The sequence below is a fragment of the Candidatus Avedoeria danica genome (assembly GCA_016703025.1).
Classification (GTDB): domain Bacteria; phylum Chloroflexota; class Anaerolineae; order Epilineales; family Epilineaceae; genus Avedoeria; species Avedoeria danica.
Window position 1 is genome coordinate 459256 of the sequence record JADJCV010000004.1, and the last position, 23838, is coordinate 483093.

Consider the following 23838-nt stretch of genomic DNA (forward strand, 5'->3'; position numbering starts at 1 on the left):
CCGTTTGGCTGCCGGATCGCGCCGTCGTCACCCCGAGACAGTCTGTGCGCCGCGCACGACCTCGTCGGGCGACATGTACCAATCCACCTCGAGCGTCCACGCCATCGCATGCCTGCCACCGGCCGCCAGGCTTCGCCCGATCGATGTGAGGTCCAGTCGCCCCATGCCCGGCGGCAGGTGGTCGCGCACGCCCACGACATCGTGCCAGTGCATGCCCCCCCACCGACCGCCGACGCGCGCCACCGCATCGAACCACTCGTTGAACGTCGCCGTTCCGACATTCGCCTGCACCCCCACATGCCCCGTGTCCAGCCATGCGCCCACGACCGGTACGGTGTCCGCGGTACCCGTCAGCCGTGCGCCATCGCAGTCCGCCCCGCCGACGACAGCGCCGGGCATCGCCGCATCGATGTCCGCCAGCAACACCCCCATCCCCCCCGCCGTCGGCAACTCCCACCCGTGATACCCCGTCTCGATCCCCAACGCCACGCCCGCCCCCCGCAGATCGCCGACGACGCGCGTGAGCACGGCTACCGCCCGCTCGATCGCCGCCGGCTGCACCACCGCCAGCCGATCGCGCAGCGCGCCCAGCGCCTCCACATAGCGCGGCGAACCTTTCTGCCCGGCCTGATAGCGGCTGTGGAGCTCGAACCAGAGCTTGCGCACCGCTTCGTCGTGCGCGCTGCCGAGGTGGGCGCAGATCGCCGACGCCCCCAGGCGCTGTGCCGTGTCGATCGTCCGCCGCAACGCGTCCGTCCAGCGCGCGCGGGCGGCCGGGTCGGGTGACGTCGCGTCGTCGCCGGGGCGCAAGGGCGGGCCGGCGGGGCAGGGGTGGTGGATGGAGGCGATGACGACGTCGGGCGGGATGGAGGCGAGCGCGGCGGGCGAGTGCGTGTGGCTGAGCTCGAAGCGCTCGAAGCCCATTGCACGGCCGGCGTCGAAGAACGGGCGGAGGTCATCGGGGTCGTCGAAGCGCTGCGCCCACATGGACGACAGGGCGAGCGGGCCGAACGTCGCCGCCGGCGGCGAGGCGCCCGCCCCTACAGCAGCCACAGCCCAAGCGCTCCGACCGCCACGCACCACACGGCGAACACATGCAACGGCGACCGCCGCACGAACCGCAAGAGAAAGCCGATCGCCCCGATCCCGACGACGAACGCTGCCGCGCAGCCGGCCGCGACGATGCCGGCCGGCTCCATCGCCCCTCGCGCCACAGGATCCCCCAGCACCTCAACCGCCTGCAACAGCCCCGCCGCCACGATGATCGGCGCCGCCATGAGAAAGCTGAACCGCGCCGCCGCCTCCCGCGTCACCCCGAGCGCCAGCCCGGTCGCGATCGTCGTGCCCGAGCGCGAGATGCCTGGGAGGATGGCCGCGATCTGCGCGACGCCCATCGCCAGCCCCCTCGCCAACCCGACGCCATGCACGTCGTCCAGCGGCGCGTTCGCCTCTTCCTCCGTCCGCGATCGCGAACGCGAACGCGCGACCCACTCGGCCACCACCAGAATCACGGCGTTCACGATCAGCAGCCCCGCCGCCAACCGCGGAACGCTGAACTGCGCCTCGAACCAGTCCTTGAACGTGATCCCCGCCAGCCCGGCCGGCACGTTGGCTGCCACGATCACGCACAACAGCCGCCCCTCGGCGTCGCGCCACGGCGCCCCGCGCCGCAAACCGCGCCAGCCGCCCGCCATGAGGCGTACCCAGTCGGCGCGGAAGTAGAGCAGCACGGCCAGCGCCGTCGCCATGTGAAGGGTCACATCGTAGGTCAGGCTCGGATGCGGCCAGCCGAGGAGCGCCGGTATCACGACCAGGTGCCCATCGGAGGACACGGGCAGGAACTCCGTCGCGCCCTGGAGCGCGCCGATGAACAGGGACTGCCAGATGTCGATCGTCATTCGTGCGCATTCCTGCCGACGTCGCGTCGAACGAAGTCCACGCCCCTACGCCCGCTCGAACGGGTCGACGAGCCGGCGGTACTCCTGCAGCGCGTACCGGTCCGTCATCCCCGCCAGATAGTCGCAGATCACGCGGTAGCTCTCCGGCGCCAGCGGCCGGCTCGCCCGGACGTCGGGTTGGACGCGGACGATGCGCGCCGCGGTCGAGGCCGGCAGCTGGCGGTAGTCGTGCTCGAAGGATTCGAACATCGTCTCGAGGACGTGGACGGCCTTGTGGAACATCCGGATGACCCGCCAGTGGCGGTAGAGGTTGGCGTACAGGAAGTCCTTCAGCTCGCGCTGCATCGCCAGCATCTCGTCGGACAGCGTCATCAGCGGCTCGCCCGCCCGCCGCACGTCGTCCGCGCTCTGCGGCGCGTGGCGCGCGATCCGCTCCGCGCTGGCCGTCACGACATCCGTGATCAGCGCGTCGACGACGCGGCGGATGATCCGGTGCCGCCGCAGTTCCGGGTCGTCGTCGTCGATGCCGTGCGACACGTGCTGCCAGAACGCCAATCGTTTCAGCTCGGGCATGTTCATGTCGATCATGCCGCTCCGCAGCCCATCGTCCAGGTCATGCGCGCTGTACGTCAGCTCGTCGGCGAAGTTGACGATCTGGCCCTCGAGCGACGATCGCCATGCAGGCTCGTACGGCTGCATCCACTCGAGGCCGACGGCATCGTACTCCGTGGCGTGCTTGACGATCCCTTCGCGCGCCTCCCACGTCAGGTTCAGCCCATCGAACCCCGGCCAGCGCTTCTCGAGCTTCTCGACGACCCGCAGGCTCTGGAGCGTGTGGTTGAAGCCCTTGCCCTTGTTCGCCTCGTCCGCCGGATCGAGCCCGATCCGCTCGAGCATCAGCCGATCGAGCGTCACCTCGCCGGAGTGCCCGAACGGGCTGTGCCCGAGGTCGTGCGCCAGCGTCACGGCCTCCGCCAGCTCCTCGTTCGCCCGCAGCGCCCGCGCGATCGTCCGCGCGATCTGCGCCGCCTCGCCGGTGTGCGTGAGCCGGGTGCGGTAGTAGTCGCCCTCATAGTTCACGAAGACCTGCGTCTTGTACTGCAGCCGCCGATAGGCCGTCGTGTGGACGATCCGGTCGCGGTCCTTCTGGTACTCGGAGCGATAGGCGTGCGGCTCGCTGGCGTGCAGCCGCCCCCGGCTCGTCGCCGACCGCTCGGCGTACGGCGCCAGGACGGTCGCTTCCTCATGGTCGATGTCGGCGCGTGTGCGCATCAGGCGGCGGGCGGCCTCGGTGGGCTCGGTCATGGACGGCGGCTCCTGGGCAAGCCGAGGGTCGGCGGGGCGGGCGGGGGGAGGATAACGGGGCGGGGGCGGGGTCGCAAGCGCTGGGGGGGGGTCGCGGGGGTTGGCGGAAGGTGATACTGTTGACCGACCGCCTAAGGCCCTCACCCCCCGACCCCCTCCCCCAAGTCTGGGGGAGGGGGAGGATGCTTGGCGATAGGAGTCAGAACATAAGCAGTCGAACCACCCGATGGCCACCCACCTCAAGCGTCCAACCGCGTGTCCCTTCCCTCCGCCAACCTGCCTCCCCCTCCCCCAGAATTGGGGGAGGGGGTCGGGGGGAGGGGGCCTTAGGCGGTCGCCTGCGCGCCTTCTTCGGCCTCCTGGCCATCCTCGCCGCCGCCCACTTCGCCTACCCCTCTACGGCCCGCGCCGACACCCCACCTCCCACCCCCTTCGACCCCTACCACCGCGCCGGCGCCGAACTCCTCCTCCCCATCCTCGACTTCCAAGGCCAGGACGACGTCTGTGAGAGCTGGATCGACGTCCAGAATCTCGGCGCCGACGATGCCAAGGTCGCGCTGATCACATGGGGCGAGCCGGGGTTCTGCCCGCCACAGGCGGCCGGGCCGCTGCGAGCCGTGTGCAGCGGTCTCGTCAAGCCGGGCGGCACGTGGACGATCTCGGGAGCGGTCGTGCCCACGGGTTCGAAGGGCGGCGTGCTCTATCGACTCGGCGCCCAACCCTATACGCCGTCCTGGCCGGACGCCGAGCTGATCGCCGGTATGACGATGGCCGATTCGCTGTGCACGTTCCTGTACTTCGGCCTCATCGGCGACGCCGACAGCTCGCGCCCCTTCATCCAGGCCTATCGCACGGGTCGGGTGTACGGAGGCATCGACTTCTGGGGGGCCGCCGGCACCGGCCTGCTCGCCGCCACCGTTACCCGTCGCTGCCCGGGCGCCGCGACGCCCGGTGTGGACGCGATGGCCAGCTACAACGGCATCGCCCTCAACCGCGTCGGCGACATCGACCCGGTGGAGGGCGCCTACGTCGTACACGCACCCGACGTCGAGTCCGGTTCGTCGATTTTCTACGCCCAGAACGCCGGCCTCCGCTGTGCCTCCGTCCAGATCTGGTTCGCCGCCCGCGACGGCTGCGTCGGCGCGCGCCTGTGCGCCGAAGAGGCGCTCGCGCCGCTGGAAACGCTGAACGTCGACGCGTCGCGCTGCGGCACGTCCGGCACCCAGGGTGCGATGTGGGTCCGCTCGACGCAGCCGGTGGCCGTCGTCGTCGACCGCGTCGCGGGCGACCGGATGACGACGTACTCCGGCGCGCCGTCGACGCTGCTTGCCGCGCACGACCCCAAGCGCGCCGCCCCGCTGCCCACCGGTCCCGTGCTCAGCGCCGCCTACGTCTCGAACGGCGAGGGCGGCCTCGGCACGCACGTCGTGGTCATGAACACGAACGCGTCGATGACGGCCCGCATCCGCCTCTCTCTCCTCGACCCCTCCGGCGCCGTCCGCACGTCGCTCGTCGACTGGCTCTGCCCGCGCGGCAGCGCGTCCTACGACCTGGCAGCGATGGGCGACCTGCCGGCCGGCTGGCACGGCGCGGCGCGCGTCGTCGCGTTGGGCGGTGGGTCGGCGTCCGGCGGCCATGCGCGGTTGGCCGGTGTGGCACGGCTGGTTGGAGGGGCGGCGGGGAACAGGGGCGGCGATGTCTCGTACGGCCTTGCGGCCCTGCCCGAGGACGCGGCCGCGGTCCGTGATCCGTCGCCGCGCCTCTATCCCGGCCTTGATGCCGCCGGCACCGGCCTGATCGTCCTGCCCTCGGTCCGGCGCGGGCCGGGTGATTCCTCGACGACGATCGTCGTCCACAATGCCGTGGCCGCCGCGGGTTACACGGCGCTGCGCACCGGCCTGTTCGACGCGAACGGACTGGTGCAGGTCCACTGCGACACCCTTTCCGCCGGGCAGCAGCTGACCATCGACCTCGACGCGCTCGCCTACCTCGGCGCCGGGTTCCGCGGCGCGGCCGTCGTCAGCGCATGGTACTGGGACCACGGTCGGATCGACGCGGACGACGAGGTCGAAGCCGAAGCGGCGAACCGCGTCCAGCTGACCGCGCTCACGGTGATGCGGGGTGTGGATCTCGGCGGCGCGACGATCGAAGCGTCCGCCGGCACGGTGGGCATTCCGCTGCGGCGGCGCGAGATCGATCGCGAGGGACACGGCATCTGGTGGCTGGTCGCGGGATCGTGTGACGGCGAGGTCTTCGCGTCGCGGGCGAGCGGGGGCGCGGACGGTCCGTGAAGCTTCCGTCGTGACGCTTCCGTTCCGCAAAGATGCTTAACGTCCCGCCGGTATCTGACCCCCCTCTCCCCCCGTTCTATAGGACGTCGCAACGCGGCTCCCTGCCACGCGCCGTACTCGCGGCGCGTCGCATGCGCGCCGCCAACCCACGCCCGTCGCCTCGATCGCCGCACGGAGACCGCCTGATGGCCCGCACACACCGCCTCGTCCGCCTGCTCGTGCTGCCCGCAGCCGTCGCCCTCGCCGCGACCCTCGCGCTCGCGCCGCGGATGGCTTTCGCCCAGGCGCCGGACCTGTTCATCTCGGAGTACACCGAGGGGACGAGCTTCAACAAGGCGATCGAGATCTACAACGCCACCGGCGCGCCGGTGAACCTGGCCGCCGGCAACTGGGTGATCGAGCTCTACTCGAATGGTGCCGCGGCGCCGACAGGGTCCGTCGCCCTCACGGGCGTCATCGCCAACGGTGACGTGTACGTCGTCGCCAACACGCAGTCCGGCGCCGCGCTCATGGCCGCCGCCGACCAGCTGGATGCCACGGCGATCAACTGGAACGGCGACGACGCGATCGCGCTGCGCAAGGGGGGCGTCGGCGGCACGCTCGTGGATGTGTTCGGCCAGATCGGCGTGGATCCGGGCACGGAGTGGGGCACCGGGCTCCAGAGCACGCAGGACAACACGCTGCGCCGCAAGGTGGACGTCTGCCAGGGCGACACGAACGGCGGCGACGTCTTCGATCCGTCCGTCGAGTGGGACGGCTTCGCCGTCGATACGTTCGACGGCTTCGGCGCGCACGTCTCCAACTGCCTCGCGGCCGCGACGGCGCAGTTCCTCCAGAGCAACGCCGTCATGACCGTCACCGACCCCGCCGGCTGCACCGGCCCGGGCGACTACCTCTCGGTCACGACGGCGATCACGAACACCGGCGACGGCGACGCGGTCGGCGTGGAGATCATCGCCGCCTTCGAGCCCGTGCTCCAGGGCGTCGCAGGCTCATGCTTCTTCACCGGCGGCCGGAACGGCAGCTGCAGCGTCGAGTCCAACCGGCTCATCTGGCGCGGCGACATCCCCGGCACGGCCGGCGCACCGGACAACGTCCTCTCGATCACGTACGAGGTCCGCGTCGCCGGCGGCACGCGCTTCGACACCGAGGCGTGCATCGGCACGACGCTGTTCTACTCGCTGGACGAGGCGCCGGACAACGAGGAGATGCTGAAGTTCGGCGCTTGCATCACCGTGAACTGCCCGCCGACCGTCGACCCGAACCGCCAACTCGGCGGCCAGGTGCACCTTCCGATCCTGAACTTCATCGGCCAGGATGACGTATGCACGACCTGGATCGAGATCCAGAACATCGGCGACGACATCGTCAAGGCGGCGCTGATCACGTGGGCCGAGCCCGGCTTCTGTCCGCCGCAGGCCGCCGGCCCGCTCAAGGTGGAGTGCACCGGGCTGATGAGCCCGGGCAGCACGTGGAACATGGTCGGCGCCCAGATCCCGACGGGCTCGAAGGGCGGCATCCTCTTCAAGTTCAGCGGCCGCCAGTTCTCGTTCCTCGGCATCGATGTCGGCGAGGACGACATCGTGGCCGACTTCCTCTGCGAGACCCTCTTCTTCGGTGTCGTCGGCGACGCCGATGACTACCGACGCTTCAAGAAGGCCTACAACGAGGGCCTCGTCTTCGAGGGCGTCCCGCTGAACATCGCCCAGGGGCGCGGCATTCTGGCAGCCGACGTCCACCGCACGTGCCCCGGCGACCAGACGCCCGGCGTCAGCGTCACCAGCAAGTACAACGGCATGGCCGGCTCGCACCTCGGCAAGTTCGATCCGGTGTACGGCGGCTACACGTACTACGTGCCGCTCGTGCAAGCGAACGCGGGGGGCTTCAACACGATCTTGTACATCCAGAACGGTGGCCTCGGCTGCTCGTCGGTGGAGATCTGGTTCAAGGGGCGCGAGGACTGCATCCGCGCCTCGATCTGCGACATTCTGACGTTGGCGGCCGGCGAGACCTATCAGTTCAACGCCGCCGACTGTGTCGGGCCGGACTTCCAGGGCAACGCGTGGCTGCGCGCCACGCAGCCCCTCGCCATCGCGGTCGACATCCTGGGCCACGACGTCCTCATGACGTACATCGGCGAGCCCGGTGAGATCAACTACACGTTCGACCCGAAGCGCTCGGTGGCCTCCGACGGCAGCCAGGTCGTCTTCGGTCCGCTCATGTATTCGGAGTACCAGGGCTGGGACACGGGCGTCCAGGTCCAGAACCTCTCGGCCGTGACGGCCGCCAAGATCAAGGTCTACTTCCTCGACCGCGGCGGCGACATCATCACGACGCTCGTCGACTGGGTCTGCCCGCGCGGCAGCCAGACGCTGTTCCTGCCCGTCGTCGCCGACCTGCCGGGCAACTGGGTCGGCTCGATCCGCGTCGAGAGCCAGGAGTGGGTCACGCCCGGCGCGCCGAACATCCTGTCGCCCAACATCGTCGCCGTGGCAACGCTGATCAAGTACATCGACTCGGCGCGCACGAGCGTCACCGAGGCCATCGCCTACAACCTGCTGCCGGAGCACAAGGTCTACGATTGGCAGATCGGGGCGAACGCCGGCGGGCTGGAGAGCGGCGTCGGCCTGATCGCCGTGCCGTCCCTGCTGCGCGACCTCGAGAAGTCCGGCATGACGAGCGAGCTCGCGATCGCGAACGTCGTGCCCAAGCCGGGCTTCACGGACCTCGTCATCTACCTGTACGACCAGAACGGGCTGTTGGACTACGTCTGTCAGAAGCTGAACGAGAAGCAGGTCGAGTACATCGACCTCCAGACGTGGGGCTTCGTCCACAACGGCTTCAAGGGCTCGGCCATCATCAGCGCCTTCTTCTGGGAGCACGACGTCTTCGACGAGCAGGGCCAGTTCGTCCGCAACCTCGTCGGCCTCGGCGCCGTCGCCATCGAGCGGCGCAAGACGCACCTCGGCGAAGACGTGCCCGGCGACGAGGCGGCCGGCGATCGCGGCATCCCGTTCCGCGAGCAGGACGTCGAGGGTGCCGCCTTGGGCTACCTCTTCCTCGGCCCGGCGCCGCTCTGCCCCGGCTTCCCCGAGATCTTCCGGCCGGCGAACGAAGGCGAGTGCCCCGCGACGATCACGGCGGCGTGCGCGAACTGCCCGCTGCCGCTGGCCGACCCGGGCCGCACGACGCTCAAGCTGCGCGTCAACGTCCCGGCCAAGTGCCAGGTCGACGACGTGAACGTCGTCCTCGACATCGATCACGGCTTCAACGCCGACCTCGATGTCGACCTGATCAGCCCGGGCCTGAACGCCAAGTCCAGCCGCCTGTTCGACGACATCTGCGGCAACACCGACAACGTGAACGTCCTGCTCGACGACGACGCCGGCACCCCGATCGGCGTCGTCTGCCCGCCCAGCGGCGTCGTCCAATCCGAGTCCGGCACCGCCCTCAAGGCGTTCGACGGCGCCCAGGCGGGCGGCGACTGGACGTTGGCGATCGAGGACGACTTCGCGGGGACGGCGGGGACGTTGCAGAACGTCGAGTTGCGGTTGAAGATCCGGATTCCGTAGGGGGCGATCCGGCAATCGTCGTTGGGGCCGGTCGTGCGGCCGCCGGCCCTCACCCGGCGCGCTGGGGCGCGCCCGCCCTCTCCCGCGGGGGCGGGAGAGGGCGGGTGCATCCGGTGGCCGACGCTCCAACCGCAGTGTTCACCCTGGCCAAGGATGGACTCTTTCCCCCGCCCCCGCGGGGGAAAGGTGGCAGCGCCGAAGGCGCTGACGGATAGGGGGAGGGGGCGGGCGATGTTCGTGCCAACGAATGCCGCCCGATTGTCCCCCGCCCCACACGCTGCTACCGTCATCCCCCTCCCACCCGCGCCGTGCCGCCCATCCCCCAGCGAGCGTGAGGCATGCCAACGACATCGTCGACCAACCCGAAGCAACCGACCGCGGTTCGAAGGACGCGCCGATCCGGATCGCACCCACGCGGTGCGCCGGCGAAGGCGGCGACCGATCGCGATGCGGCCGTCGTCGCATCGCCGTCGCCCGACTTGTCCGACCTGACCGACCCGTCCCTCTACCTCAACCGCGAGCTGAGCCTCCTCCAGTTCCAGTGGCGCGTCCTCGAGGAGGCGCAGGACCCGTCCAACAAGCTGCTCGAGCGCGTGAAGTTCCTCGGCATCGTCGGCAGCAACCTCGACGAGTTCTTCATGGTCCGCGTCGCCGGGCTGCACCACCAGGTCGAGGCCGGCGTCGTCGACGCGCCGCCGGACGGGCTGAGCCCCGCGGCGCAGCTGGCGGCCATCCGCCGCGATGCGCTCGCCCTCATGCGCCAGAGCCGCACGACGCAGCGGGAGCTGTTCACGGCGCTGCGCGCGCAGGACATCGCCGTGCTGGACTACGCCGAGCTCTCGCTGCGGCAGCGCGAGCAAGTCAAGCGCATCTGGGACGAGCAGATCTTCCCGGTCCTCACGCCGCTGGCATTTGATCCGGGCCGTCCGTTCCCGTTCATCTCGAACCTCAGCCTCAACCTGGCGGTGGTCGTGCGCGACGCGGCCGGAACGGAGCGGTTCGCCCGCGTGAAGGTGCCCGGCGGCCTGCCGCGCTTCCTGCCCCTCAAGCGCTCCAGCGGCGGCGTGCGGCGGGACGGCACGGCGCCGCGCAACCACGTCTTCACTTGGCTCGATCAGGTGATCGCCGCCCACCTCGGCGACCTCTTCCCGGGCATGACGATCGTCACGGTCTGCCCGTTCCGCGTCACGCGCGACGGCGACCTGACGATCCAGGAACTCGAGGCCGACGACCTGCTGGCGTCGATCGAGCAGAGCGTGCGCCAGCGTCGCTTCGGCGGCGTCGTGCGGGTGACGGTGACGGAGCAGATGCCGGCCAACCTGCGAGACCTGCTCGTCGCCGAGCTCGAGATGGACCCGAACGACGTCTACGTGCTCGACGGCCCGCTCGGCATGTCGAGCTTGTTCAGCCTGTACGGGATCGACCGACCGGACCTCAAGGATCGGCCGTTCGTGCCGGCGCTGCCGGCCGCGCTCGCCGCAGGCGGCCAGGAGGACGGGCCGTCCGTCTCGGCCGCCGTCGCCCGTCCGAACGCGCAGCGCCTGTTCGAGGCGATGCGCGCCGGCGACATCCTGCTCCATCACCCGTACGACTCCTTCGCCCCCGTCGTCCAGTTCCTGGACGCGGCGGCGCGCGACCCGCAGGTGCTGGCGATCAAGGTCACGCTGTACCGCGTCGGCAGCCCGTCGCCGATCGTCGACGCGCTCCTGACGGCGATCGAGAACCACAAGCAGGTGGCCGTGCTGGTGGAACTCAAGGCGCGCTTCGACGAAGAGAGCAACATCACGTGGGCCAGGCGGCTGGAGCAGGCGGGCGTGCACGTCGTCTACGGCTTGCTCGGCCTGAAGACGCACTCCAAGGTGGCGCTCGTCGTCCGCGCCGAAGGCGACGGGATTCGGCGCTATGTCCACCTGGCCACCGGCAACTACAACCCGTTCACGAGCACGATCTACACGGACCTCGGCCTCTTCACGTGCGACGCGGCGATCGGCGCCGACGCGACGGACCTCTTCAACTACCTGACCGGCTGGTCGGACAAGCACGCCTACCGCAAGCTCCTCGTCGCGCCGATCAACCTGCGCGAGCGGATGGAGGCGCTGATCGATCGCGAGATCGAGCATGCGCGCAAGGGGCGGGGCGGCCACATCGTCATGAAGATGAACAGCCTGGCCGACCCGGGCATTATCCGCCGACTCTACCTCGCCTCGCAGGCCGGCGTCCGCGTCGACTTGATCGTGCGGGGCATCTGCTGTCTGCGGCCGGGCGTGCCGGGGGTGAGCGACCTCATCCGGGTGCGCAGCATCGTTGGCCGCTTCCTGGAACACCACCGGATCTACTACTTCCGCAACGCCGGCCGCGAGGAGGTCTTCCTCGGCAGCGCCGACCTGATGCCCCGCAACATCGACCGCCGGGTCGAGGTCCTGTTCCCACTCGAGGACCCGCGCCTGATCGCCCAAGTGCGCGACGACGTCCTCGGCAGCGCGCTGGCCGACAACGTCAAGGCGCGCGAGCTGGGTGAGGACGGTCGCTATCGACGGGTGGCGCCGGCGGCGGGGGCGGAGGCGTTCAACAGTCAGGAGCGGTTGGTGGCGCATGTCGGGGGGCCGGGCTTGCCGGAGTAGGGACGGCGGTGGCCGTCGCGCGAGGGCGTACGCGCCGCCGCTGGAATCCGACTAAGGACTCGCGGCATTCCTCAGTGGGATTCGCTTCGGTACCCAAAGGGAATCGTGCGATTCCTTAGAGGGACTTGCGGTCGTCTGCTCTCGCACTTTGCTCATGCGCCGGCCGCAAGCGCTGAGTCGCGTCACCGCCCCGACTGCTCACGGACACGAATGTGCGCTCGCTCGCCCTGCCGTCGGCCTCCGGCGCCGCCAGCATGCGTTTGCCCTGCAAGTGCGCCCCGCCCCTTGACACCCCCGCCCCCCCCGCGCGATGATTGCCCGCCCTCCGCCCCATCCGCCCGCCCCATCCGCCCGCCCCTCCGCCCGCCCCTCCGCCCACCCGCCGCCGTGCCGCGTGGCCCACCAGCCGCGCCGCGGCGCCTTGATCTGGAGCGCTCCGATGTTGAACTCTCCCACCTGCCGTACGCCGATCTCGCGCGCCGGCGCGAGTCGAGCCAGCGCCCTCACCGTCGCCGCGTTCGGCGCAGCAATGTTCACCGCCCTCCGCCCCCACCCCGCCGCCGCCCAGTCCCCCGAGTGGCGCTTCGAGCGCCCCCCCAACGACCAAACCCTCCGCACGATCACCGCCGTCGATCACGACCACGCCTGGCTGGCCGGCGGTGACGGCGACAAGGACTGCGTGATCGGCCGCACGACGGACGGCGGCGCGCACTGGCAGGGGATCCAGTGCGACGACGGCCGACGGCCGGAGTCCATGGACTTCGCCGACGTGAACAACGGCTGGATCGTCGGTCGCGCCGGCCAGATCCTGCGCACCACGGACGGCGGCCGTTCGTGGAGCGTGCAGCGCGGCGGCACGGGCGCGGCCATCCTCAACGTCTTCGCCGTCGACGCCCAAACGGCCGTCGCCGTCACGCGCGACAGCGAGGTCCTCGTCACGACGGACGGCGGCAACAAGTGGACGCGGCGCACGACCGGTCGCGGCGAGGGGCTGTTCGACAGCTATTGGTTCGATGCCAACACCGGCTTCGCCGCCGGCAGCGCCGGGCTGATCACCAAGAGCATGGACGGCGGCAGGAACTGGCGCAAGATCGAGACCGGCAGCGACCAGCGCTTCTACGCGATCACGTTCACGGACGTGCGCCGCGGCTACGCCCTGGGCAACGACGTTCGCGTCACGGATGACGGCGGCGAGACGTGGCGGCTGCAGGTGCGGCCGGACAAGACGATGGCCGACATCGCCTTCGCGCCCGGCCAGCCGAACATGGGCTGGATCATCGGCGACGAGGGCCTGATCCTGCGCACCACCGACGGCGGCCAGCGCTGGGTGAACGACGGCGTCGGCCTGACCGGCAAGAGCATCCGCGGCCTGGCGGTCGTCGACCCGGAGACGATCTGGGTCGTCGGCACCGGCGGTCTCCTCATGCACCGCGTCGGCCCGCGCACCGTCCCCACCGACCCGCCCCCGCCGCCGACGTCGACCCCCCGCCCGACCGCCATCCCGACGCGCACGCCCACCCCGACGCCGACGCTGACGCCGACACCGAGCGGCCCGTGGGTGCGGATCAACCGCGACGACCTCGTGCTCATGGTCGGATCGTACGGCGCCCGGCCGCTGGGCGTGCAGTACGGCAACCTCGGCGCCTCCGAGACCGTCTCGGCGACGCTGACCGGCCCGGTGACGTTCCTGGGCGGGCAGCGGGCGTTGAGCGCCCCGGTCTTCCCGATCGCCGGCGCCGGCGAGTACCCCGTCGTCGTCCAGGCGGCCCCCGGCGCCAAGAGCGGCGACGCGTGGTCGATCCGCGTGCGAATGGGCGCGGCCGTGACCGAGCGGGCCGGCATCATCGCCTGGCAGGCGCGGCTGCCGAAGCTGAACGTTCGGCTGCGCTAAAGGCCTTCAAGACGCGCCGAGCTTCGATCTTCGACAGGACCGTCCTCCCCATCCAGCGATGGGGAGGACAGGCGCGCGCCAGCGCGCCGGGTGGGGTCCGCAGCGACGTCTTGCTCGCCCTCGCCCTGTTCGCCCTGGCAGTCGCCGTCCGCCTGCCGTACCTCACGCACGTGCCGCGCTACACGGACGAAGTGCGGCGGATCCTGTGGTCCGTGCAGATCGGCGAGGGCGGGTTCTGGCCGCTGGCCTACAAGAACGGCTACAACGGTCCCGCGATGCTCTACCTCACGGCGCTGGCGCTGAAGGTCGCGCCGGCCGTCGCGACGCCGCGCTTCGTGGTGCTCCTCGTCAGCAGCCTGACCGTGCCGGTGACGTACGGTGCCGGGCGAGCGCTCGGCGGCCGCGCCGCCGGAACCGTGGCCGGGCTGCTCCTGGCGACGTCGTTCATCCCGGTCGTCGTGTTCGGCCACGTGGTCTGGGCGATCACGTTCGGCGCGCTGGCCGTCGTCGGCGCATGGTGGGCGACGGCGCTGGCGGTGCGGGGCGCGTCGCAGCGGTGGCTCGTCGGCGCGGCGTTCCTGGCCGGCCTCGCCGTGCAGTCGCATCCGGTGGCCGTGTTCCAGCTGCCCGGCCTCGCGCTATGGGTGCTCGCCCAACCGTCCGCTGTCCGACGGCCCCTCGTGCGCGCGCTGCCCCGCGCCGCCGCCGCCGCGGCGCTGGCCTACAGCCCGATCGTGCTGTACCGGCTGCAAGCGTGGCGAACGAGCGGCACATCGGCCCTGACGACGACACGCGACCTGCGTGCCGGCGGGCTCCTCAACCTCGGCGCATACGCCGCCGGCCTGCGCGACATGCTCGGCAGCCTCGTCGACTCGCTGAGCGGCGCCGGTCACCATGCCGGCGCGCCCGCCGTGGCCGACCCCGTCGCCTGGGTCGTCGTGCCCGCCGTCGCCGTTGCGCTCGTGCTCCTCGCCGTCCGCGGTCCGCGGCTGCCGCTGTGCGTGCTCGCGAGCGCCGTGCTCCTCCAGCCCTTCGTCATCCGCGAGTACAACTTTCCGCTCAGCGCGCGCTACGTCGGGCTCGTCGTGCCGGCGGCCTATCTGGCGATCGGGCTTGCGGCAGCCGAGGTCTGGCGCATTGGGCGGATCCCGCGCGTTGCGGCCGTCGGTGGGATCGTCGCCGCGATGGCCGTGCTGTCCGTCGTCCGCATCGCCGCGTTCTATCGGAACGAGACGGCGAACGGCAAGACGAACGCACCGATCATCGCTTTGGCCGCCGCCTGCCGCGACGGCTTCGTCGTCCTGGACGACGAGATCGGCGCGAGCTTCTCCGCCAGCGGCAACGTGAGCCGTGTTCTCGAGGCGCTCCTCGCGCTGCAGCGCACACCGCACGAGAAGGCCTCCACGCCAGCGGAGATGGATGAGATCCTCGCGGAGCGGAGCGACAGCGCGTGCGTCATCGTGTCCGACGAGCACCGCGCGGTGATGCGGATGGGCAAGCGACTCGCGCCGGTCGACGGGCAGGCGGTGGCGGCGGGGGACGATGGCGACGGGTACGGGGTGTATCGCTGGGTGCCGTGAGTGCGGTTCGTCCGACCTGTTCCGTTGGCGTTGTCCAAAACCGCCGTGGACTTACGCGGTCGCGATCGCGTCGCCGATAGGCCAGGTGGCGCGGACGCCTGCGTCACGTCCCCGCGTCCGCCCGCGCCAAGATCGCGGGTCGCTCCCCGAACACGCGCGCGAACGCGGTCAGCTGTCCGTCCAAGCCCCAGCGCTCCAGCGACCAGTCGCCGCCGGTCGTCACGTGGAGCGCCAGCGTGCCGTCGTCGCGGCGGGCGAAGCGGGCGTCGCGGACGACACCGGTGTGCGTTCGGTCCAGGCTCTCGGCCAGGCGCAGGAGCGCGGCCAGCGGCCGGACCAGGCGGCGGCCGGCGCGGGGCAGGTCGCGGTACTCGAAGCGCAGCTTGGACGGGTACCCCTTGCGGTGGAAGCGGGCAACGGCGGCCAGCAGCTCGATCTCGTGGTCGTCGAACCCGAGCAGCGGGGCGTGCCGGACCAGGTAGTACGTGTGGCGCTCGTGGCCGCTGTAGGACAGGAAGGCGCCGATGTCGTGCAGCATCGCGGCGTGGGCCAGGATCTCGCGGGCGGTATCGGGCAGGTCATGGAGCCCGCCGGCGCGCGCGGAGTCGAACAGGCCGAGCGCCAGCCGGGCGACGTGGACGTGGTGCGGCTCATCGAACTGACAGCGGCGGCCGAGTTGGAGCACGCTCTGCTCGCGCACCGTCTGGCCGGCACGGATACCTGGGTGGTGGCGGTCCAGGTCGTCGAGGATCAGCCCCTCGCGCAGGCCGCGGTCGCTGATCGTCAGGTCGTTCACGCCCAGCTCTTCCAGCAGCGTCTGCAGGATCGCCGCGCCGGCGACGATGATGTCGGCCCGCGCCGGGTTGATCCCGGGGACCTTGGCCCGCTCGGCCTGCGGCAGCCCGCACAACATGCGCGCCACGTCCGCTACCTGTGCGGCCGTCACGACGTCCGTCCGCTCGCGCAGCCGGTTGTGCGCAAGCCGGATCGCAATGTCGGCCACGTTCTGCGCCGTACCCGACGATCCGACGGCCATGTCGAGCGGTCCGTAGCCGGCCAGTCGCTGCAGCGCGCGCACCGCGGTGGCGCGGACGGTGTCCTGCAGCTCCGCATAGCGCGCGGCGCTGACCGGTCCGTCGTCGCCCGGTCGGAAGAACTGCGCCGTGAGCCGAATCGCCCCGAGCCGCAGGGAATCGAGCGCCCGATAGCTGTTCTGGTCGCCGACGATCAGCTCGGTCGACCCGCCGCCGATGTCGATGAACACCGCCGTCCGGTCGCCGAGGTGCAGGCCGCTCGCGACGCCCAAATAGATGAGCCGCGCCTCCTCCAGGCCCGAGATCGGCCGGACATCCAACCCGGTCGCGTCGCGCAGTCCGGACAGGAAGACTTCGCGGTTGCGCGCCTCGCGCGTGGCAGCCGTCGCGATCGCCACGATCTCCGTCGCCCCGTTCGCCCGCGCCATGTCGGCGAACGTCCCTACGACGAGCGTCGCCCGCGCCATCGCGTCCGGCGTCAGGAAGCCGGTGCCGAACTCGCCCTCGCCCAGCCGAACGGTTTCCTTGCGCTGCGTCAGCTCGGTCGTGCTCCCGTCGGCGGTGATCCGCACGAGCACGAGCCGCACGGAGTTCGTGCCGATGTCGATGAACGCTTTGACCTGCGGCGAACTTCCCGCGTCGCCGGGGTCGAGAGAGCCGCGCTCTTCGGCCCGCGCGGCCGTGCCGCCTACGATCGCACCACGGTGGGCGTCAAACGACATCGCCGTCCCGTGCGCCGAGGATCGACAGCGCGCGGGCCAGACGGGCGCGCTCGTCCGGCGGCAGCTCGGCCACGGCGGGCGCCTCCGCCAACAGCTCGACCGCGCGATCGAACTTGCCGCCCACGGCCGCCCGTCCGCCGCTCGCGGCCGACAGTGCCGGCACGACACGCGCCAGGTCGTCCATCGTCGCGCCCGGCACCAGCTCGACCTCGACCTCGTCGAAGCTTGCGATCGCATCCGCGCCGCGGCGGATGTCGCCGGGCAGGTGAAGCCGCACGGCGTCGATCGACAGTTCGCCGACCGTCGCGCCGTCCAGCGTCACCGCCCGGACGCGCCGGCGCTGGGCCAGCGTGAAGAGCTCTGCCAGCGGCGGCACCGCGCCGCCGACCGCCGCTTCCGCGGCCAGCCGAACGTCGTCCGGCCACCCGGCGGTGTCGAACGGCGGGCCGACGACCGGGCCTTCGTGCTCGGCGCGGACGTGGACCCCGTCCCGCAGCGTGGCGGCGCCGGCGAGCTGCTTGAGCGTCACGACGTGCTTGACGGACGGCCAGCCCTCGGCGCCGGTGATGAACCGCGTGCGGTGCCGCAGCGCCCAGCCGGCGCGCAGCAGCGCCAGGTCGTCCGTGTCCGCGTAGTCGTCCTGGTCCACCTTCTCCGCTACGGCGCCGAGCATGATGTCGTCGGCCAGCGTGTCCGCCTCGGCCAGCGCGTCGCCGACCTCGGGCGCGTCGAGGGTGAACTTGGCTTCGATCTCGATGGGGGGCGGCTGGGCGGTCATTGCGGAAGACGTCGAGGGGGTGTTTCGTTCAGCACTCGGAATAGCCGCACGTGAAGCATTTCTGGCACCCCTCGATATGAACGAACGTGGCGAAGTGGCACGATGGGCAGAGGTCGCCGCCCGGCATGTGCGGTGCGGGGTCTGTGCCGTCGCCGTGGCCGTCCGGAACGCCGCCGCTCGGACCCTGGACGCTTCCGATGGCCGTTGCGTCTTCGGCGGACGCCGGGAACAGCCCCGGCTGGACGGCCTCCGCGCCACTGTCGCCGGCCGTCGCGTCCCGCAGCGCGCTGGCGATGCCGTCCGGGATCGACCGGACACGGTCCGGTCCGAACCCGACGTGCCGGCTGCCGCCGATCCCCTCGAGCTCGTCGACGACGAGCCGGAGGCGCTCGCTGGGTCGCAACCGGCTCGGCATCCGCAGCAGCAGGCTGATCAGCCGGCCCATCGCCTCGGCGTCCGCCGCCAGATCGCTGCCCGCCTTGCCGACGTTCACGAAGACTTCGAACGGCTCGTTCTCCTCGGCCAGGTTGACCGTGACGTACGCCTTGCCGAACGGCGTGTTCACCCGCACCGTCCGCCCAACGGTCTGTCGTGGGCGCCGCCGAATCGCGTCGGCCGTCGGCCAAGCACGCATCGACGAAGCCGTTCCCACCGCGTCGTCGCCCCCCCCCCCGGCCAACTCCCCCCCCGCGTGTAGGGGCACGGCGTCGGCGGCGTCGTCGGTGGTGGAATCCCCGTCGTCCTTCCGGTGCAGCACCTGCTCGTTCCGCGAACCGTCGCGGTAGATCGTGCCGCCCTTGCACCCGAGGCGGTACATCTCCTCGTACAGCGTCCGCGTCTGTTCGATCGTGTACTCGGCCGGGACGTTGCACGTCTTGGAGATCGCCGAGTCGATCCAGCGCTGGATGGCGGCCTGCGCCCCGACATGTTCGAGCGGCGTCAGGTCCATCGCGGTGACGAAGTGCGCAGGCAGCTCGGCCGCGTCGGGGTGCGCGGCGCGCCACTCGTTCACGACCGCCACGGTCTCCTCGTGCCAGCCCAGCCGGCTCTTGCGGTAGAAGGACCAGCTGAAGAACGGCTCGATGCCGGTGCTCGTGTTCACCATCGTGCCGGTCGTGCCCGTCGGCGCCTGGGTCAGGAGCGTGACGTTGCGCAGCCCCTTGGCGCGCACGGCGTCGCGCACCTCGTCGGGCATGCCCAGCATGTAGCCGCTTTGGAGAAGCGGCTCGGCTTCGAACCGCGGGAAGCTGCCCTTCTCGGCGGCGATATCGCTCGACGCCAGATAGGCCTCGCGGGAGATGAACGCGAACAACCCGTCGCAGAACGCGTTGCCCTCCGCGCTGCCGTAGCGAACGCCGCAGCGCACCATCAGCTCGGCCAGCCCCATCGTCCCGAGCCCGACGCGCCGTTCCGACTTCTGCTGGGCCTCGTTCTCGGCAAAGTGGTAGGGTGTGGCGTCGATCACGTCGTCCAGGAACCGCACGGCGTAGCGCACCCCTTGCCCGAGCGCAGGCCAGTCGACCTCGCCGGCGGGGGTGTGGAAGCGGGCGAGGTTCAGGGCGCCGAGGTTGCAGACGCCCCATGCCGGGAGTCCCTGCTCGCCGCACGGATTCGTGCAGATGATGGGCGCAAAGTACCACGAGTTCGACAACTGGTTCGTTCGTTCCCCGAACCACACCCCCGGCTCCGCGCTGGCCCAGGCGCTCTCGATGATCGTGTCCCAGAGCTCGCGCGCGCGGACCGTCTTATACGCGATGACCGGATGCCCGGCGGCGCGCCATGCGGCCAGGTCGCCGTCCCACGCCGTGTCGTACGCGGGCGCGTTCGTGTCCGGGAACACCAGTTCCCAGTCGCCGTCCGCCTGCACGGCAGCCATGAAGTCGTCCGTGATGCCCACCGAGATGTTCGCGTTCGTGATCCGGCCCATCGTCCGCTTGGCTTCGATGAACTCCGCCACGTCCGGGTGCCAGACGTTCAGAATGAGCATCAGGGCGCCGCGGCGGCTGCCACCCTGCTCGATCAGGCCCGTCACGAAGCTGTAGACCGATCCCCAGGACACGGCGCCGCTCGAGCGGCCGTTCACGCCGCGCACGTAGGCGTAGCGCGGGCGGAGCGAGCTGAGGTTGATCCCGACGCCGCCGCCGCGCGACATGATCTCGGCCATCTGGGACAGCGTCGTGAAGATCCCGTCGCGGCTGTCGCGCGGGTTGGGGATGACATAACAATTGTAGAACGTCAGGTTCTGGTCCGTGCCGGCCGCCGTCAGGATCCGCCCGCCGGGCACGAACCGCCACCCGCCGAGCAGCCACTCGAAGCGCGCCGCCCACGCGTCCCGATCGGCGGGCGCCTCGACGGCCGCGATCCCGCGGGCGACACGGGCCTGCATCTCGTCCGGGTGGAGCTCGATCGGCCGGTCGATGTGCTCGAGCGCCCGATCGACCGACTCGCCGCCGTCCAACGCCACCGTCGCGTGGCCGCCGCCGACCGCGGTGACGACGCCGATCTCCCGCTGCCCCGTCGCGGTGTCCACGCACACGACGACGGTGTCGCCGACGGAGAGGTGGGCCTTGTCCATGTCTTTGTGCGCGTACCGGTCGAGGAAGATCCGCTCGCCGAGTTCGCCGAGCGCGTTGAGTTCACCCTCGGCCACGCGGCGTCCGAGCTGTGCCGGTACGGCGTCGTGCTCCGCGCCGTCGCGTTCGGTCGGGCGCGGTCCGTCATCGGCAGGAGCGGCAACGGCAGCGGCGGAATCGGAAGCGGCGGCGTGGTGCCCGCCCTCTGCGGCGGGGGCCGGCCATGCGATCTTGGCCATCGGCTACACCTCGATCAAGCGCATCTGGCGCTTGTCTTCCTCGTCGCGCTGCTTCTGGTCACGCAGCCGCTCGATCTCGTCGACCAGACCGTCCAAGTCGGTGAACCGGCGGTAGACCGAGGCGAAGCGAACGTAGGCCACGTCGTCCAGCAGCCGCAGCTGGGCGATCACGAGGTCGCCGATCAGCTGGCTGTCGATCTCGCTGCGCCCTTGGCGGTAGAGCTCGCTCTCCACCGTTCGCAGCAGATCGTTCACGACGTCCGTGCTGATCGGCCGCTTGGCGCACGCGATCTGAATGCTCGTGAGGAGCTTGTCCTGGCTGTAGCCCTCGCGCCGCCGATCCCGCTTGACGACCTGTAGGTTCGTCGAGGAGAGCTGCTCGTATGTCGTGAAGCGCTGCCGGCAGCCGTCGCACTCGCGGCGCCGCCGGATCGTGCTGGCCACCTCGCGCGTGTCGACGACGTGGCTGTCGGCCTGGCAGTACGGGCACTTCATCGTATGCTCCGAGGCGCAACGGGAATCGAAAGGGAACCGCGTGCCATGCGACAGGTTTGCGACGACTTTGGCGCAAATTTGCCGCCGACGCTAGATGTCGTCGCGATCCAGCCGAGGGACCACCGTATCTGGGCGCGATTGTACCACCCGGCGAAACGCGCCGCAACCGGTTTCCCGGCGAATCGACGCGTCAACGCACGAGGGCGACCGGGACAAGCCCGATCGCCCTCGTGCCCCCCGAAGGGCAGCGGCTGTGTGGGGTGGGAGGGTCGATCAGCCCCCGTTCGACTGGCGCCGCAGGAACGCCGGGATGTCGATGTCGGACGCGCCGACCGGCAGCCCGCGCTGGAGCGAGGACTCGACGGAGCGCGTCACCGGGCGGCGGTGCGAGAGGTCGATCACGTTCGACGGCGTCGGGCGGCCTTCGACGCGTGCGTTCGCCTGGAAGCCGGTGGCGATGACGGTGATCCGGAGTTCCTCGTCCATCGTCGGGTCGAGCACCGCGCCGAAGATGATGTTCGCGTTCGCGTCCAGATGGCGGCCGATGACCTCGGCGGCGTCGTTCACCTCGGTCAGCGTCATGTTCATCCCGCCCGTCACGTTGAACAGCACGCCGGTCGCGCCGTCGATCGTGATGTCGAGGAGCGGGCTCTGGATCGCGCGCTCGGCCGACTCGACCGCCCGCCGCTCGCCCTTGGCGCGCCCGACGCTCATCAGCGCCGCGCCGCCGCCGCTCATGATCGAGCGGACGTCGGCGAAGTCCAGGTTGATCAGGCCCGGTACGGTGATCAGCTCCGAGATCCCCTGGATGCCCTGGTGAAGGACCTCGTCGGCGGCGCGGAACGCGTCGTGGAACGTCAAGCGGCCGTCGTTGAGCGACATCAGCCGGTCGTTCGGGATGATGATCAGCGTGTCGACGGCCTCCGCCATCCGCTCCAGCCCGGTCTCCGCCGACCGCGACCGCGGCGTGCCCTCGAAGATGAACGGGCGCGTCACGACGCCGATCGTCAACGCGCCGGCGTCGCGGGCGATCTGGGCGACGACGGGCGCGGCGCCGGTGCCGGTCCCGCCGCCCATGCCGGCCGTGACGAAGACCATGTCGGCGCCCTTGATCGCCTCCTCGAGGTCCTCGCGGCTCTCCTCGGCCGCCCGCTCGCCGACCTCGGCGCGGCCGCCGGCGCCAAGACCCTTCGTGAGCTTCGTGCCGATCTGGAGCCGCGCGCCGGCGCGGGACAACTGGAGCGCCTGGGCATCCGTGTTGACGGTGACGAAGTCGACGCCGGTCAATCCCTCTTCGATCATCCGGTTGACGGCGTTCGATCCGCCGCCGCCGACGCCGACGACCTTGATCGTGGCCAGGTTCTCGTGCAGGTTGGTGTAGTGGTGCGGGTTCATGGGGTACCTCCGGGTTGGTGGGTCAAACGGTTCGTTGTAGCGAGCGCGGGGACCGCGCGGTTGGGTCGAGTTTCAGGCGGGTCGAGTTTCAGGCGGGTCGAGTTTCAGGCGGGTCGAGTGTCAGGCGGGTCGAGTGTCAGGCGGATCGGGTGGCAGGCGGAGCGGCGTTCAAGGAGGAGGCCACTCCTTTCGGGCCTTCATCCGCGCCTCCCATCCCGGCGCGGCAGGAGCGTTTCGCGCATCCAGCCGAACATGCCGCCGAGCGGCACGGCGTGGCCGTTCGTTGACACGTTGGGTACGGCCGCGTCCGGCACGCCGCGCACCGCCCACATCAGGAGCCCGACCGCCGCGGCGTGGTCGGGGCTCTTGGCGGCGTTCGTCAGCCCCGCCACCTGCGTCGGCCGTCCGACGCGGACCGGCACGCGCCAGCTCTCCTGCAGCCGATGCGGCAGGCCCTTGAGTTCCGTTCCGCCGCCCACCAGCACGACACCGGCCGGCGGGTGGTCGCCGAATCCGGCGCGTTCGATCTCGGCGAGGATCATGGACGCCATCTCATCCGCCCGGGCCGCCAGGACGCGGCTGACGTCGCGCCGCCGAACGCTGCGCACCTGCTCCTCGCCGAACGGAACGATGTCGACCTCGGCCCGGTCGTCGTCGTGCTCGGGCAGGACGTGGCCGTGCGTCTTCTTCAGGCGCTCGGCCTGGTCGAACGGTGTCTGGAAGAGGACGGCCAGGTCGTTCGTCAGGTGCTTCCCACCGATCTTGAGCGTGGCGGTGTGAACGATCGCCCCGTCCGCGAAGCACGCGACGCCTGTCAGCGCATGCCCGAGGTCGACGACGACGACGCCGAGCTCGCGCTCGTCGGGCGTGACCGTCGCCTCGGCCGCCGCCAGCGTGCTCATGACGAGCCTGTAGCGGTCGATGTCGGCCAACTTCAGGCAGCGGCGCACCGTGTTGAACGCGCCGAGGCTGCCGGTGACGATGTGGACCTCGGCCTCCAGCCGAAAGCCCTCCATGCCGACCGGCGAGTCCACGGCGCTGCCGCCGTCCAGTCGATAGCTTCGCGGCAGGACGTGCAGCACCTCGCGCTCGGGCTCCACCGGCACGGTGCCGGCGACCTCGAGCACGCGCTCGACGTCGGTGGCGTCCATCGGCCGCGGGCGCCGGCCGCACGGCACGGCGGCGCGGTTGGCCGTGCCCACCACGTGCGCACCGGTCACGCCGATCACCGCGGAGTCGAATGTGTCCCCCGCGAGCCGCTCGGCCCGCTCGACGCACGCCCCGATCGCCCCCGCGGCGTCCTCGACGCTCACGACCTCCCCGGCCCGGATGCCCTCGGCCGGCGCGTGGCCGGCCCCGACGACGCGCACGCCGCCGCCGGGCAGGCCCTCGCCCATGAGCGCGACGATCTTGTGCGAGCCGATATCGATGCCGATGATCATGG

The 23838-nt window shown here is 70.9% G+C and carries 14 protein-coding genes; 5 read left to right on the forward strand and 9 right to left on the reverse strand.

Annotated features, from left to right (window positions below; translation table 11 throughout):
- Positions 1 to 27: 27 nt before the first annotated feature.
- From IPG72_05190 to IPG72_05200, 3 genes are read right to left on the reverse strand one after another with little or no spacing between them, the layout of a single operon-like run.
- Complete coding sequence (locus tag IPG72_05190) at positions 28 to 1053, reverse strand: TIM barrel protein (protein MBK6768417.1); 1026 nt, start codon at positions 1051 to 1053, stop codon at positions 28 to 30.
- Positions 1041 to 1898 carry an undecaprenyl-diphosphate phosphatase gene (locus tag IPG72_05195; protein MBK6768418.1) on the reverse strand — a complete coding sequence of 286 codons (858 nt, stop codon included), beginning with the start codon at positions 1896 to 1898 and terminating at the stop codon, positions 1041 to 1043. The genes IPG72_05190 and IPG72_05195 overlap by 13 nt, the downstream gene beginning before the upstream one ends.
- Before the next feature lie 45 nt (positions 1899 to 1943).
- A complete protein-coding gene (locus tag IPG72_05200) occupies positions 1944 to 3170 on the reverse strand; it encodes a deoxyguanosinetriphosphate triphosphohydrolase (GenBank protein MBK6768419.1) in 1227 nt (408 codons plus the stop codon).
- Positions 3171 to 3385: 215 nt separating this feature from the next.
- Here IPG72_05200 and IPG72_05205 point away from each other — a divergent pair, with 215 nt between their 5' ends.
- The 5 genes from IPG72_05205 (at position 3386) to IPG72_05225 (ending at position 15158) form a co-directional block, all read left to right on the forward strand.
- Entirely contained in the window at positions 3386 to 5494 is a 2109-nt protein-coding gene (locus IPG72_05205) for a hypothetical protein (GenBank protein ID MBK6768420.1), read from the forward strand.
- A 185-nt stretch (positions 5495 to 5679) separates the two neighbouring features.
- Complete coding sequence (locus IPG72_05210; GenBank protein ID MBK6768421.1) at positions 5680 to 9066, forward strand: lamin tail domain-containing protein; 3387 nt, start codon at positions 5680 to 5682, stop codon at positions 9064 to 9066.
- Positions 9067 to 9404: 338 nt separating this feature from the next.
- Positions 9405 to 11687: a polyphosphate kinase 1 gene (gene ppk1, locus IPG72_05215; protein MBK6768422.1), complete on the forward strand. Its 2283-nt coding sequence runs from the start codon at positions 9405 to 9407 to the stop codon at positions 11685 to 11687.
- Positions 11688 to 12126: 439 nt separating this feature from the next.
- Positions 12127 to 13578, forward strand: coding sequence for a hypothetical protein (locus IPG72_05220; GenBank protein ID MBK6768423.1), 1452 nt, complete (start codon positions 12127 to 12129; stop codon positions 13576 to 13578).
- 110 nt (positions 13579 to 13688) lie between these two features.
- Positions 13689 to 15158 (forward strand): hypothetical protein, encoded by a 1470-nt coding sequence (locus IPG72_05225; GenBank protein ID MBK6768424.1) that lies wholly within the window; start codon positions 13689 to 13691, stop codon positions 15156 to 15158.
- A gap of 103 nt (positions 15159 to 15261) precedes the next feature.
- Here IPG72_05225 and IPG72_05230 read toward each other — a convergent pair whose 3' ends face one another.
- The 6 genes from IPG72_05230 to ftsA form a co-directional block, all read right to left on the reverse strand.
- Positions 15262 to 16914, reverse strand: a complete 1653-nt coding sequence (locus tag IPG72_05230; GenBank protein MBK6768425.1) for a Ppx/GppA family phosphatase — start codon at positions 16912 to 16914, stop codon at positions 15262 to 15264.
- On the reverse strand, positions 16904 to 17692 hold the full coding sequence (locus IPG72_05235) for a CYTH domain-containing protein (protein ID MBK6768426.1): 789 nt from the start codon (positions 17690 to 17692) through the stop codon (positions 16904 to 16906). Before IPG72_05235 ends, IPG72_05230 begins: the two co-directional genes overlap by 11 nt.
- Before the next feature lie 28 nt (positions 17693 to 17720).
- A complete protein-coding gene (locus IPG72_05240) occupies positions 17721 to 20267 on the reverse strand; it encodes an adenosylcobalamin-dependent ribonucleoside-diphosphate reductase (GenBank protein MBK6768427.1) in 2547 nt (848 codons plus the stop codon).
- Positions 20268 to 20507: 240 nt separating this feature from the next.
- Positions 20508 to 20999 (reverse strand): transcriptional repressor NrdR, encoded by a 492-nt coding sequence (nrdR, locus tag IPG72_05245; protein MBK6768428.1) that lies wholly within the window; start codon positions 20997 to 20999, stop codon positions 20508 to 20510.
- A gap of 273 nt (positions 21000 to 21272) precedes the next feature.
- Positions 21273 to 22394 carry a cell division protein FtsZ gene (ftsZ, locus tag IPG72_05250; GenBank protein ID MBK6768429.1) on the reverse strand — a complete coding sequence of 374 codons (1122 nt, stop codon included), beginning with the start codon at positions 22392 to 22394 and terminating at the stop codon, positions 21273 to 21275.
- Between the two features lie 197 nt (positions 22395 to 22591).
- Positions 22592 to 23836 carry a cell division protein FtsA gene (ftsA, locus tag IPG72_05255; protein MBK6768430.1) on the reverse strand — a complete coding sequence of 415 codons (1245 nt, stop codon included), beginning with the start codon at positions 23834 to 23836 and terminating at the stop codon, positions 22592 to 22594.
- Positions 23837 to 23838: the final 2 nt, after the last annotated feature.

Coding starts and splice junctions, on each gene's coding strand:
- ftsZ (MBK6768429.1), bottom strand. CDS start 22,394: ATGAACCCGCACCACTACACCAACCTGCACGAGAACCTGGCCACGATC.
- IPG72_05200 (MBK6768419.1), bottom strand. CDS start 3,170: ATGCGCACACGCGCCGACATCGACCATGAGGAAGCGACCGTCCTGGCG.
- nrdR (MBK6768428.1), bottom strand. CDS start 20,999: ATGAAGTGCCCGTACTGCCAGGCCGACAGCCACGTCGTCGACACGCGC.
- IPG72_05230 (MBK6768425.1), bottom strand. CDS start 16,914: ATGTCGTTTGACGCCCACCGTGGTGCGATCGTAGGCGGCACGGCCGCG.
- IPG72_05235 (MBK6768426.1), bottom strand. CDS start 17,692: ATGACCGCCCAGCCGCCCCCCATCGAGATCGAAGCCAAGTTCACCCTC.
- ftsA (MBK6768430.1), bottom strand. CDS start 23,836: ATGATCATCGGCATCGATATCGGCTCGCACAAGATCGTCGCGCTCATG.
- IPG72_05220 (MBK6768423.1), top strand. CDS start 12,127: ATGTTGAACTCTCCCACCTGCCGTACGCCGATCTCGCGCGCCGGCGCG.
- IPG72_05210 (MBK6768421.1), top strand. CDS start 5,680: ATGGCCCGCACACACCGCCTCGTCCGCCTGCTCGTGCTGCCCGCAGCC.
- IPG72_05205 (MBK6768420.1), top strand. CDS start 3,386: ATGCTTGGCGATAGGAGTCAGAACATAAGCAGTCGAACCACCCGATGG.
- ppk1 (MBK6768422.1), top strand. CDS start 9,405: ATGCCAACGACATCGTCGACCAACCCGAAGCAACCGACCGCGGTTCGA.
- IPG72_05195 (MBK6768418.1), bottom strand. CDS start 1,898: ATGACGATCGACATCTGGCAGTCCCTGTTCATCGGCGCGCTCCAGGGC.
- IPG72_05240 (MBK6768427.1), bottom strand. CDS start 20,267: ATGGACAAGGCCCACCTCTCCGTCGGCGACACCGTCGTCGTGTGCGTG.